Below are 12862 nucleotides of genomic sequence, written 5' to 3' on the forward strand. Positions count from 1 at the left end.
CACAGGTCTAGGTATTGAAAGACTCGAAACTTTTTCATGGTTCCAATAACAATATATGAGTGGTTTAAAGCGGACAAAAGATTTGTGTGAATAGTCTATTTTTAACTCTGTAGTGCAAAATTCAGCTAGTTTCATAACTAATGTCTTAACAGTTTTTTTCGGCTCCATTCAACGATCTGATGGAGCTTCAGTTTATTATTAAAAATGATTATTTGCAAATTGCAAATAATATAGTATAAATAAATATGGATTCAATCCCAGCGAATACTTAAAACAGATATATCAACAGGCCGGAATAAAAGGCAGTGTGCAGGATGACCATAAACGATAAGCCTAACCCTTCAAACACATGAAAGTGCTTGAAGGGTTTTTCTTATTTTCTCCTTTTACAGGGAAAAAAACTTCCTCAACAGGTAGTACAAAAATTGACTTGTGAATGATAATTATTATCGATCACTTGTAACAGTCTCCATAGGATAGATTCAGTTATACGTAGGTTAGGCATACCGTAAGTAATTTATTTTGATATATCTTGTGCATTTTGCTTGCAGGATTGTTCATTCTCTCATAGCAGTGAAAACAAGGAAGAGACGTGCAAGCGGTGTATAGGAATGATACATATAGTTGAAGGTGTCTCATGCATCTGGGTTTTATCGTTTCTCACGGCTGCTTTTTGGACATTAAGATCGAAATGGAAAACTAAAAAGAAAGGTTGAGAATCAATGAAAATCGAACAGATGTCTGATAAATTAATTAAATACGAAGTAGGTACTTCTGTTACAGTGGACCATATGCGAGAATTGGTTAAGATTCTTGAAGAAAAATTAAAGCAGCAACAGACATTCGGAATCATTATTATAAGAAACGGAGATCATCAGAAAAATCCTGAAGCAACCAAATGGTTTAATGGTTGGTTGAAGAAAAATAAACCTCTCCTAAAGCAATATTGCGTCGGTGTAGCAATGGCTACAAATTCTGATAGATTGCTGAAATTATATAAACCCTTAGCTGGAATGATAATATCAAAGATGCTTGGTTGTTCTGGAGAAATGTTTACTAATGAGTCTGATGCAATTACATGGATGTTGGGAAAAATGAGGAATAGGTAAATGAAAACACGATCGATAATGGAAAGATCCTCTTATGTATCTTGTTGTCGAGATAATTGTTTCTCCCCTTTGGATTTAGGCCTTTCTATTCGTTTATTTATATGCAAAAAAGAGAGGGATGAGCCCCTTAGCGAGTTTCACTTAAGCCATAGTTAAACTTTCATGACCGAGTAGTTCTTATACGGTACATAGATTAACATTTTCTTATTGTAACAAGGTAGCAAATGTATGCCGCAATGATGGAGTGAAAGACGTTGAGGGGGCAGCCCTTGTGTATATAAAAAGTGACAGAATTATTCTTGATTCAATAACAAAACGAAAATAATTCTGTCACAGCTAGATGGTCTAAGCGTCAACACTTCATTGCTTTTGATTGGTCCATCGTTTTTCCGCACCAAGTCGATTAAAAGGTGTGTTAAAAATGGGTCAGTCCACATCTGTTTAAACGCGTTAAAGCGGTAGGGAGCGGGCGGAACGCTTTCTAGAAGATGACTTTTACATTTTTCCTCTCACAACAATTGAAGATAATAAAAAGCTAGCCCAGCTTTACGTTGATGTTAGCTTATTGTTTAAACGATTATCAACCCTTCATGGCCAGTATCAGCGGCCAATAATAGAATATGAAAGTTATCACGATAATGAGAATACCACTAACGGCCAAGTACATTGGATATCTGCGAGTGATAGCCATTTCCTCTTTTTCGTTTTCTTCAATCGGACGTTGTAAAATGTTTTCTTGAAAGTCCCTTTCTTCGGCAGTGATTTCTCCGAATTTAGAGCCTATATATAAGGCGAGTGAGCTTAGGATAATACCGATAATCACGGGATTAAAATAAACTGGAAGTGCGACTCCAACCTTTTTCAAGCTTTCTCCAAATACAACACCTAAAAAGCCCATAATAATACTCCATAAAGCTCCGGTTTTTGTTACCTTTTTTGAATAAACACTGGCAAAAGCAACTGGACCCCAAGAAGCGGCGAATAGTGTTGCTGCAAAATAACCAATCCACATGATAGAAGGCGGCTGCCAAAGACCAATCAAAAGAATGACAAAACTAACGACAATCATCGAAATGCGGCTTGCTCTTAGCAATTGTTTGTCCGAATACGTTTTGTTTCTGGATTGCTCCATAATATCTCTCGTAACACTTGAGCCGATTAGCTGCAGGAAACTTGCACACGAGGAAAGGGCTGCAGCCATAATCCCGCTTATGATAATAACTCCCAACCATGTAGGGACCATGTTCATGGCTGACCAAATAAATACTTTTTCCGCAGGTTTAATATCCGGATTAACGGTTGTAGTCGTTGAAATACTAATATGAAGGAATAGATAAATCGTAATAATGGAAATCGTCGCCCAGACACCGGAACGAATAGCAACATGTTCATTTTTAGCCATTAAGTAGCGGCTGCTTTGCCACGGGCTGATTGCAATAACGGCAGACCAAACTAATCCTAAAATAACAGCCCAAATCAAAGCCTCCCACGGTTCGCCCATATAAGCATTAGGACCGGTGATTCCGTGCCAGCTTAATAAATCTGGCCGTTCCGGATTGGTCGCTGCTTTAATAATAGCATCCGGAACTCCTCCTGACTTGCCTATAATAAAGGGGAATGAAATATATGTCGCGATGGAAAACAAGAAAAACATGATTGTATCATTCACCATTACACCCTTTGCTCCGGACAGAACCGTGAAGGATGCATATACAAGCCACATAATTAATAAGGCAACGAAGTAGGAGACGCCCGAAATTTCCGACAGCAGCACTGCTCCGCCTTGTGTAACCGCCACTAAATAAGCAGAAATTCCTAGGATCGTCGTAATGGCAGCGGCCATCCTTACTTTGTTTGATTGAAAGCGATTACCAAAATATTCAGGAACAGTTAAAGCCTTACTTCTTCTTAAGTATCGCCCGAAAAAGAAGACACCAACCACATAACCTGTTGCATTAAAAATAACGAGAATTAATAAAAGAATAGGGTAACCTTCATAAGAAAATCCTGCTTCACCCATAAAGGACACTGTGCTTAAAAATGAAGCGACAAGTGTTCCTGTTACCATAAGCGTGGAACCTTTTCTGCCTGAAACATAGTATTCCTCAGAGCTTTTTACTTTCCTTGAAAGAACCAAACCGATAAGGACGTACAGAATAAAGGATGCCGCAATACCGATTGTATAAATCATGATATCCCCGCCTTTTAATCCGTATTTTCCGAACGTTTTGGAACCGTGCTGTGATCCATGTTACGGATAAATGCATGTGTAATAAGTCCAAGAATAATCAGTGAGCCTCCATAGCCTAAAGTAAAGAGAAACTCCCCCATTTCATTCACTCCTTTGCATTTGTTCAATTAAATACCATGCAAATTGTGTGCCATTTCTAAAATTCTGTTAATTTTAATGTTAACTAGTCCCATATAACTTCAGTTTATACTTACGAAGCTTTCTCATAATGGTCGTTTGATTCACCCCAAGGGCTTTTGCCATTTTTCTAGTCGTTTTATATTTCGATAATGCGTATAAAAGGACATGCTTCTCTGTTTCTTCAACGGCTTTTTTCAATGGTATTTCCTTAAATGAAAAGTCGTTTTGAATCCGATTGTCCATGGCAATTGGTAAATCTTCAATGCTTAGCAGGGGCTTGTGAGCAGTAACCACAAGATGTTCAATGAAATTTTCGAGCTCTCTGACATTTCCGCGCCATTCCTGCAGTTGGATGAATAATTTAGCATTTTCATCAATATTGATGCGTTGCGAATACTTCCTATTAAATTTTTCAAGAAAATAATCTGTCAAAACTAAAATATCCTGTTTGCGTTCTCTTAAAGGCGGAATTCTTAACGGCACAACATGCAGACGATAATATAAATCCTGGCGAAATGTTTTCTCTTCGATCATCTGCAGAAGGTTCTTATTCGTAGCCGAAATAATTCGGATATCGACTTGTTTTTCGGACGTACCTCCGACTTTTTTGAAGGATTTTTCTTGAACTAAATGCAAAATTTTGACCTGCAGCTCCAGCGGCATTTCACCAATTTCATCTAAAAACAATGTCCCACCGTCCGCCAATTCAACCAGTCCGAGCTTTCCATGTTTATTTGCGCCCGTAAATGCTCCTGCCTCATATCCAAATAATTCCGCCTCTAATAAAGTTACCGGAATGGCTCCGCAATTCACTTGAACAAAAGGTTTATTCTTCCTCGGACTGTGTTCGTGAATAATTCTCGCTAATACACCTTTGCCTACACCGGATTCACCATGAATAAAAATCGAGGAATCCATGGGCGCAACCTTTTGAGCCGTTTGCAGCGTGGAGATCATATTTGGGGATTGTGTAATGAATTTTTGCTTGCCTGCTGTAAGGATGATTTTATTTTCTTGTTGAAGGGAATGGATTTCTGAAAGTTTTCTTTTCATTTCAACCAGTTCGGAAATATCTCGTGTATTACAGACAATCCGGTATAATTTTCCTTCTTCATCAAAAACAGGTTTGGCCGTAGCCAGAACGGTTTTTCCGTTTGGGTAATACTGCTCAATGGATTGAACCGTTTGCGTTTTCATCGTTTTTAATGTGACCGATTCCTTAATAATACCTTTTTGTACCAATTCACGGATGTTTTTATTGATAAAAGCCTCAGGAGGAAGACCTGTAAAATATTTGCATGATTCACTTACAAATAACACATTGCCATTTGCGTCGGTAACAAAAATTTCATCATAACTGGAATTCAGGATTTGGGTAAGCTCTTTAATTTGTTTTAGGGAAATATCTAATTGTTCTTGAAGAGAGGCGTTCACATGTAATAGATCATGAATCTGTTGCTTGTATTTGTCAACACCCATCATATTTTCACTCCTTTTTGTAAAAATTGAACACATTTTGCATCAATAAAATCCGTTTGAATAGCCTGGAAGCAGAATTTTAAACTGTTTGCAAGTAATATTAGAGATTTGAACCCTTTTTGCAACGGGTGATGTAAAAAAGGTTCAATCTTACGAGAAATTATATAATTGTTTTTTCTAAATAATTTCAAAAAATTGAAATTTATATGAAATATAGTTGGCATGATTCTTGCTGGTAAAATTTATAAAAATATTTCTTGGGAGAGAGTGATCATGACACAATTTAAACATTTATTCAGTCAAACCATCATTGGTCGTACGAAATTAAAAAATAGGATTTTAAGTACAGCCCATCAAACAAATCATGTCATTGATGGGATTCCAACCCCGGATATGACGGCTTATCATGTTGAACGGGCAAAGGGCGGTGCAGGCTTAATCATCCTCGAGGCTGCAGCTGTTCATCCATCTGGGAAGCTGACGACAAATACCATTGCCGGGTATGATGAAAATGTAGTCCCTGCCTATTTGGAACTGGCAAATGAGGTGCATCAATACGGAACAAAAGTGTTCTCGCAATTATTTCACGGAGGCAGGGAGGTTGTTTCGAGCGATTACCGGAATGCCGCTTGGGCTCCGTCCGCTGTTCCCAGCCTGCGTTTCAGCACGATGCCAAAGGCGATGATGAGCATTGAGGAAATCAAAGAGGTGATTGAAGGATTTGCCGTTTCCGCAAAATTAGCGAAAGAAGGAGGTCTTGACGGGGTAGAAATCTGCTGCTCGCATGGTTATCTTCCCGCTCAATTTTGGTCGGAACAAACGAATTTCCGTACCGATGAATACGGGGGCACGTTTGAAAATCGAATGCGATTTATTGTAGAAGTAATCGAACAGATATGGCAGAAAGCGGGAGAAGACTTTACGGTCGGAATTCGTATGAGTTCGGATGAAATGACCATGGATGGCACCACTATTAAAGACGCCGTGAAAATAGTTGAATATTTAGTAGAGCGGGTAAGGGTAGATTTTATCGATGTCACTGCTGGGGATTCCAGCACCTTTGCCGGCTCGACACATATCGTCCCGCCTTCACCAATAAAACATGGATACCTTACTCCCCAATCCTTTAAAATCCGTATGGCCGGGGCTGTGCCTGTATTTGTGGGCTCCCGGATTGTTGACCCAGCGGAGGCCGAACAGATCGTGGCAACCGGAAAAGCGGATGTAGTGGGCATGACCCGTGCATTGATTGTCGATCCCGAAATGCCTAATAAGGCGTATTCTGGGAATTTACAGCTGATTGATGCCTGTATTGGCTGCCTTCAGGCCTGCATCGGTCATTATCACAAAGGATTAACAATTGGTTGTGTGCAAAATCCATCTGCAGGGAAGGAAGTGCAGGTTACAGCATTAAAGAAAACTGCAAGAGAGAAAAAGAAAGTACTTGTAATCGGAGCGGGACCAGCAGGGATGCAAGCGGCCGTCACATTAGATGAACTAGGGCATGATGTCATTTTAGCTGATAAAACAGATAAAGTGGGAGGATTATTGCATACATTAAGACAGGCGACCATGAGACAGGAGCTCGCTGAATCCATGCTCGATAATTACACACGAAAATTGTCCAATAGTCATGTAAAGCTTGAGCTAGGTTTTGATGTTCAGCCCGCCGATATTATACCAATTTCACCTGATGCCATCATCTGTGCTAACGGTTCGAGACCGTTTATCCCAAACATTCCCGGAATAAACAATTCTAGAGTGATGACGGTTGATGAACTGTTTAATAAGCGGGGGAAAGACATCGGAAAAAGAGTTTTGGTATTTGATTTTGCGGGGGATTGGCCGGCGATTGAAGCGTCAATTGATTTAGCCGGAAAAGGCCATATCGTTTTGTTGATTTCTGCTAGGCTCCATATTGGCGAAGAAGTTCATCAATATTTAAGGAATGAATATTTAAAAAAATTGTATCAGTTGAATGTTAAAATGAAACCGCATTATGACTTAGGAGAAATTAATGATGATCAGGTTGTCATCAGAAATCTATTTTCTTATGAAAAAGAAATGATAGAAAATTGGGACACGATCGTTCTTTCACTTGGTCGTGTACCAAATAGTGAATTATACGAACAAATCAAGCATTTGGTACCACAGGTATGGCAAATTGGAGACTGTTTGGCACCAAGAACATTAGAAGAGGCAACATACGAAGGTTTCATGACATCATTGCATCTAGGGGTTAAGCAAAAAATAACAGGTAATGAACGATAAGCAAAACAGGAGCGAAATGTTTATATATTTTTGGTAAAATCCTCTTGAAATATTCAGAAAATTCTTTTAAAATAAGTGTAAACTTCATCCTATCTACCTTTTACAGGTGAAGGTAATGAAGATATCTCTTTTTAATTTAACAGTTGACTGATAAGATTCCATTTCCAGCCTTAGCCGGCTGGTTCAAATGGTTCGTAAAGCCAGTCCATATCACTAAAGTGTGTTTGGGCTGGTTTTTTGTTTTTAAGAAACCTTTTTCAATAGGAGGCGATGAACATCGGAGGCGCACTAGAGGGTGTAAAGGTATTAGATTTGACTAGGGTGCTTGCCGGCCCATATTGTACGATGATTTTGGCAGACCTCGGAGCAGATGTCATTAAGGTAGAAGCCCCGGGCGGCAGCGACGAAACGAGGTTCTGGGGACCGCCGTTTCAAAACGGTGTCAGTGCTTACTATTTATGTGCAAATCGCAATAAGCGAAGCATTACCGTGAATCTGAAATCGGAAGAGGACAGGGAAATCATTCGAATTCTGGCAAAAGAAGCGGACGTGCTCATTCATAATTTTAAAACTGGATCGATGGAAAAATGGCAGCTCGACTACGACTCCTTACAAAAAATAAATTCACGGCTCGTCTATTGTTCCATCACGGGATTCGGGGAAACGGGCCCGTACCGCTATCTGCCGGGTTATGACTTTATTATTCAAGGGATGAGCGGCCTGATGAGTATAACCGGAAGCGAAGAGAGCGGTCCAATGAAAATCGGTGTTGCCATGGTGGATATTTTAACAGGATTATATTCGGTCATTTCCATTGAAGCGGCTTTGTTGGAAAGGGGAAGATCGGGCAAGGGGCAAAAAATTGATCTATCACTGATGGATACAGCGGTCAGCTCGCTTGCCAATGTCGCCAGCAATTATCTAATTTCCGGGAAGGTACCGCGTAGACTCGGGAATGACCATCCGAATATAGTCCCTTATTCGAAATTCAAAGCGTTAGATGGGGACATAATTATCGCAGTCGGGAATAACCGGCAGTTTGCCACACTATGTGAAGTAATGGGGCTGAGCGAAATGGCAATGGATGCTCGCTTCTGTACGAATGTGGCAAGAATGGAAAATAAGCTGGAGCTGACGAGGATTTTAGAATACCAGCTCCAGCTCAAAACGGTCAATGAGTGGATAAAACTGTTTTCAGAAAAAAATATTCCATGCGGTCCCATCCATACTATAGATCAAGTATTTGAACATCCACAAGTTTTGGCCCGTGATATGGTTGTCCAAGTCGAACACCCGGAAGCAGGAATGGTAAAACTCGTTGGTTCGCCTGTTAAACTATCAAGAACGAATACAAAGATAGAACGTCATCCACCGATGGCCGGGGAGCATACATGGGAAATCCTGCAGGAAGCTGGATTTTCATTTGAGGAGATTACCTATTTTAAAGAGAATAACATTATTTAATCGCGGGAGGAGTTTTTAAGATGAATTTTGAATTCACAGAAGAACAACGGATGTTGAGAAAGATGGTCAGAAATTTTGTTGATAAGGAAATTATCCCGAATATGCGAGAGTGGGATGAACGGGGATATTTCGATCCGATCATTTGGAAGCGCTTAAAAGAATTAGGCTTGCTGGGTGTCTGCATCCCTGAAAAATACGGCGGCAGCGGAATGGATTATAATTCGCTGGCCATCGTTTGTGAAGAACTGGAAAGAGGCGACACAGCTTTCCGCACGGCGGTATCCGTTCATACCGGATTAAACAGTATGACGTTGTTACAGTGGGGGACCGAAGAACAAAAGCAAAAATATCTCGTTCCACAAGCAAAAGGTGAAAAAATCGGCGCCTTTGGCTTAACAGAACCGGGAGCTGGATCTGACGTGGCATCACTTGGAACAACGGCTGTTAAAGACGGTGACCACTACATTTTAAACGGCTCCAAAACATGGATATCTTTATGCGATGTCGCCGATCATTTTATCGTGTTTGCGTATACAGATAAATCGAAAAAGCATCATGGAATTTCCGCCTTTATCGTCGAACGCACTATGCCTGGATTTTCATCCAAGTCCATTAAAGGGAAGCTCGGAATCCGATCCGGAAATACAGGAGAATTGTTCTTTGATCAGGTCCGTGTACCAAAAGAAAATTTACTTGGCCAAGAAGGAGAAGGATTCAAAATTGCGATGTCTGCGCTGGATAATGGACGTTTTACCGTTGCTGCAGGGGCAGTAGGCCTGATTATGGCATGCTTGGAAGAAAGTGTAAAATATTGTCACGAGCGTAAAACATTTGGCAAAGAAATTGGTAAACACCAGCTTGTCCAGCAAATGATTGCCAACATGGAAGCGGGATTGCAAATGAGCCGTTTATTGGTGTACCGTGCTGGAGAGCTCAAAAACAAAGGATTGCGCAACACGAGAGAAACATCTCTAGCCAAATGGCAGGCCTGTAATTTTGCCAATAAGGCCGCAGATGATGCGGTTCAAATTCACGGAGCCTACGGTTATTCCAATGAATATCCTGTTGAGCGCTTCCTAAGAAACTCCAAAGCTCCTGTTATTTACGAAGGAACAAGAGAAATCCACACCATTATGCAGGCAGAATATGTGCTTGGGTATCGGGAAGATAAGCCATTAAATAACATGCTGCCAGCCTGGCCCTTTGAATGTGATAAAGAGACAGTAACGGATAGTTAGGTACCAATCGATAGCAGGATCGGATTCCATTTTGCATCCGATCCCCTTATTGCTTATTGATTGATAGCTTCATACTGTTTATACAGATCTTTTAATGCGGCAATTAGGGCATTATTGGCCTTTCCTAAATAACCATTCTTTAACTCTTCCAACGGCTTTTCAATGCCGTTGCGCAAACTATGACCTTTCAAGAGCCTGGAAATATATTCTCTGCCGTGTTCGGTAGCAAGCGTACAGGAAGCATCCACAATCACACCATATAATTTATCAACCTCTGCTGTAATCGTTAAAGTTTCATAAACACTTCTGGCCGCCATCCCTGTCGGAAGTTTGGCGTGACCGGCAATAAAATAAGTATTCATCCATAATCTCTCCTAATCGTTTTATTTTTAGAATAATATGAAAATAATCAAATGATAAGACTATTGATAGATGAAATTTCCAATACATCCCTAACGAAAAAGTTATGAAAATGAAAATATGTGAAAGGCAGAATTAATAGCAAACTTATTTTATGTGGTACGCCATACTTGGTCATATACCTTCGTATATGATTTGAATGTATTTTCTCCCCGTTGGAACAAGTGCGTTCGATATCTATCGGATTAAAACAGGTAGTCGTTTGTTTAAAGTACCAAGGTACCCTAAAATTTACATCTTTAATGCTCGAATGAAGCGATATTTAGAGGTAAGCGTTCAGATTACGGAGCTCTTTCTCTCATTTGAAGTGATTTTTAATCGCTCTTGTGAAGAAAAACTTATCATTGAAGCGGAGGAATTTAGCAGCTTTTGTCGTAAGCTAAATACAGAAAGGAATCTTTGTTAAGAATCTCAACCATCCTGCCCTGCGAATAAGAAAAAGGGTTAAGACAACAATGTTCGATTAATCAAATAGATTCTAACGGGAGGTTGTTTAAAAAGTAAGGTGGTGTTGTAATATGGATAGAACTACTATTTTTATAAGTTCTGTTGCACAAGATACGCTTTCCTCTATCCGAAACGCTGTATTTGAAGAATTAAAAAATATGGGGCATGAACCTATTCGCTTTGAAGATAGTATGCGATATATTCATCAAGATGCCATCCGAACTTGTTTGGAGTACGTATCAAGAAGTGATATCTTTCTACTATTTATCGCGGATAAAGCAGGAACATTCTTAGAGGATGAAGGGAAAACTGTTACTCACCTTGAATTTTTACGTGCATATCACGAAAATAAACGTCTTATCGTGTATGTTCACGATATAGTTCTTGATACCTATTTTCGGACGATCAGACCTCAAATAAAACAATCGTTAGTACAGTATTTAAGGGAACACGGTAAAGAACCGGATTCAATGTTGAATTTTATAAGCGAAAATATTAAAGAGGAGCCTCATATTGCCGAAAATTATGTATGGTACTTTCTTTATGATGCAGAACAAAAAGGTATATATTTTGAAAAATGCTCATTAGGTGTCGAAATTCTTTCAAACATAAAAAGCTATCTTTCAGCTCTTTTCAAAGAAAGCCTTCAATACTTAAATATTCGTTCTGAAATAGAACGGAGCTTAGAACATGTAGAATTATACGGGGATTTTTATGAACTATCACTTGAATTCATAAGTTTATTGCGGAATGGACAAATTACAAATTGGAGAAGGCTATTGGCACTTTTACGATCTAAGATGGTCGGCTGCAATATTTACTCTACAAATACAAAGTACCAACAAGAAGCTATAGGAGCATTAATGGACTGTAAAGCCGTAACTCTTTACGAAAAAAGAGATGAACAGATGATTTGCAAAGAATATGATGGATTAACAACTCCTGAGAACTTTTCATTAGATGATGCTTCTTCTTACGTTGTGCAAACATATAATGATCATAATCATAATGAAAAGCTATACTATTCACTGGAAAAAAGAATATGCTATTTCTTGTTTAAGGTAAAGACTTATGTATTTTGCTTTCATCTGCCCATGCTAGGAGAGTGGGATTATTATAAACTGAAGGCTTACAAAGAGAATATATTTAATGCTATACTTGAATCAAAAGGATATTCTTATTGTTACTTTATCAAAATGCTGTTAGGAGGTCTCTCAAATGAACAATTATAAAGAAAATGTAATATTAATCGCCTCCGCACCACATGGATATGGAAAAAAAGTTGTAACAAATCGTCTTAGTCAAATGAAACGTGATCACGCAAACTTACAAAATAAACTTTCCCAAATAAAAAGTTCATTTCGTCGTTCAAAATAAACGCTCATGATGTAAAAAATGCTCTACTGATAGAAGGAGTAAAATCCATTTCTTCGAATGTTTCAAATTTGCACGCTCTACAATTTCAATATGTTCAAGATAGCAGAAGAAGCCCATCTATCACCAAAGTATTCAAAAAGAAGGTCAGCAGAACTTTATGAAAAGAATGCCCAAACGGATATCATAAAAGAGTTGTTTGGAAAAGCAATTGGAGGGGACATATCTGTATTCGAAAAGTTGGAGAAGTTAGATAAATTATCTAACCAGATGCAGAAAGGAATTTTCGTTAAGAACCTCAACCATCCTGCGAATAAAAGAAAAAAAGGTTAAGGCAACACTATTGCATTAATCAAATAGATTCTAACTTCATAAATTCACGACACAAATGAACCCCTCTGAAGAAATCCTCGAATTTGAAGGAGTAACCATTAAGGATACACACTATGAAAGCTTTGCAACATCAGTAAAAAGTAAGAATTTTCTTATACATGAAAAAGTACGTGGAAGCATTGCGCTTATATGAAGAACTGTATCAAAAAGAACCAGGAAATTTAAATTATCGTTATAAATTAGCTGTAAGTACTCCTCATGATTACGATGATTTAGAATAATAATTCATCTAATCGGATTTTCTAATAGGAAAACGCGGTGTTATAATTTGCGGGTTGAATATTAATGTATGAAAT

Annotated in this window: 11 protein-coding genes; 7 read left to right on the forward strand and 4 right to left on the reverse strand. The window is 38.9% G+C overall.

Features of this window, described 5'->3' with window-relative positions:
* Positions 1-722 precede the first annotated feature (722 nt).
* On the forward strand, positions 723-1109 hold the full coding sequence (locus RI196_RS09315) for a hypothetical protein (protein ID WP_311066115.1): 387 nt from the start codon (positions 723-725) through the stop codon (positions 1107-1109).
* A 580-nt stretch (positions 1110-1689) separates the two neighbouring features.
* Here RI196_RS09315 and RI196_RS09320 read toward each other — a convergent pair.
* From RI196_RS09320 to RI196_RS09330, 3 genes are all read right to left on the reverse strand, one after another.
* Positions 1690-3300: a sodium:solute symporter family protein gene (locus RI196_RS09320; RefSeq protein ID WP_311066116.1), complete on the reverse strand. Its 1611-nt coding sequence runs from the start codon at positions 3298-3300 to the stop codon at positions 1690-1692.
* 14 nt (positions 3301-3314) lie between these two features.
* Positions 3315-3440 carry a hypothetical protein gene (locus RI196_RS09325; protein ID WP_277986822.1) on the reverse strand — a complete coding sequence of 42 codons (126 nt, stop codon included), beginning with the start codon at positions 3438-3440 and terminating at the stop codon, positions 3315-3317.
* A 79-nt stretch (positions 3441-3519) separates the two neighbouring features.
* A complete protein-coding gene (locus RI196_RS09330; protein WP_311066117.1) occupies positions 3520-4959 on the reverse strand; it encodes a sigma-54 interaction domain-containing protein in 1440 nt (479 codons plus the stop codon).
* A gap of 273 nt (positions 4960-5232) precedes the next feature.
* Between RI196_RS09330 and RI196_RS09335 the strand changes: the two genes are divergently transcribed.
* The 3 genes from RI196_RS09335 (at position 5233) to RI196_RS09345 (ending at position 9932) form a co-directional block, all read left to right on the forward strand.
* Positions 5233-7230, forward strand: a complete 1998-nt coding sequence (locus tag RI196_RS09335) for an oxidoreductase (protein WP_311066118.1) — start codon at positions 5233-5235, stop codon at positions 7228-7230.
* Between the two features lie 276 nt (positions 7231-7506).
* Positions 7507-8694: a CaiB/BaiF CoA transferase family protein gene (locus tag RI196_RS09340; protein ID WP_311067341.1), complete on the forward strand. Its 1188-nt coding sequence runs from the start codon at positions 7507-7509 to the stop codon at positions 8692-8694.
* 20 nt (positions 8695-8714) lie between these two features.
* Positions 8715-9932 carry an acyl-CoA dehydrogenase family protein gene (locus tag RI196_RS09345; RefSeq protein ID WP_063388313.1) on the forward strand — a complete coding sequence of 406 codons (1218 nt, stop codon included), beginning with the start codon at positions 8715-8717 and terminating at the stop codon, positions 9930-9932.
* A 53-nt stretch (positions 9933-9985) separates the two neighbouring features.
* Here the strand turns inward: RI196_RS09345 and RI196_RS09350 are convergent, their stop codons facing one another.
* Complete coding sequence (locus RI196_RS09350) at positions 9986-10294, reverse strand: DUF3870 domain-containing protein (RefSeq protein ID WP_063388312.1); 309 nt, start codon at positions 10292-10294, stop codon at positions 9986-9988.
* A 576-nt stretch (positions 10295-10870) separates the two neighbouring features.
* On the opposite strand from RI196_RS09350, the gene RI196_RS09355 reads away from it, so the two are divergent.
* The 3 genes from RI196_RS09355 to RI196_RS09365 all read left to right on the forward strand — a co-directional run bounded on the left by RI196_RS09355 (position 10871) and on the right by RI196_RS09365 (position 12787).
* Entirely contained in the window at positions 10871-12031 is a 1161-nt protein-coding gene (locus tag RI196_RS09355) for a DUF4062 domain-containing protein (RefSeq protein WP_311066119.1), read from the forward strand.
* Positions 12018-12176: a hypothetical protein gene (locus RI196_RS09360; RefSeq protein ID WP_311066120.1), complete on the forward strand. Its 159-nt coding sequence runs from the start codon at positions 12018-12020 to the stop codon at positions 12174-12176. The genes RI196_RS09355 and RI196_RS09360 overlap by 14 nt, the downstream gene beginning before the upstream one ends.
* A 488-nt stretch (positions 12177-12664) precedes the next feature.
* Positions 12665-12787, forward strand: coding sequence for a hypothetical protein (locus tag RI196_RS09365; RefSeq protein ID WP_311066121.1), 123 nt, complete (start codon positions 12665-12667; stop codon positions 12785-12787).
* The last annotated feature ends 75 nt before the right edge of the window (positions 12788-12862 follow it).

The sequence above is a fragment of the Aeribacillus composti genome (assembly GCF_031760945.1).
In the GTDB taxonomy this organism is placed as follows: Bacteria; Bacillota; Bacilli; order Bacillales; family Aeribacillaceae; genus Aeribacillus; species Aeribacillus composti.

Coding starts and splice junctions, on each gene's coding strand:
- RI196_RS09315 (WP_311066115.1), top strand. CDS start 723: ATGAAAATCGAACAGATGTCTGATAAATTAATTAAATACGAAGTAGGT.
- RI196_RS09320 (WP_311066116.1), bottom strand. CDS start 3,300: ATGATTTATACAATCGGTATTGCGGCATCCTTTATTCTGTACGTCCTT.
- RI196_RS09325 (WP_277986822.1), bottom strand. CDS start 3,440: ATGGGGGAGTTTCTCTTTACTTTAGGCTATGGAGGCTCACTGATTATT.
- RI196_RS09330 (WP_311066117.1), bottom strand. CDS start 4,959: ATGGGTGTTGACAAATACAAGCAACAGATTCATGATCTATTACATGTG.
- RI196_RS09335 (WP_311066118.1), top strand. CDS start 5,233: ATGACACAATTTAAACATTTATTCAGTCAAACCATCATTGGTCGTACG.
- RI196_RS09345 (WP_063388313.1), top strand. CDS start 8,715: ATGAATTTTGAATTCACAGAAGAACAACGGATGTTGAGAAAGATGGTC.
- RI196_RS09350 (WP_063388312.1), bottom strand. CDS start 10,294: ATGAATACTTATTTTATTGCCGGTCACGCCAAACTTCCGACAGGGATG.
- RI196_RS09355 (WP_311066119.1), top strand. CDS start 10,871: ATGGATAGAACTACTATTTTTATAAGTTCTGTTGCACAAGATACGCTT.
- RI196_RS09360 (WP_311066120.1), top strand. CDS start 12,018: ATGAACAATTATAAAGAAAATGTAATATTAATCGCCTCCGCACCACAT.
- RI196_RS09365 (WP_311066121.1), top strand. CDS start 12,665: ATGAAAAAGTACGTGGAAGCATTGCGCTTATATGAAGAACTGTATCAA.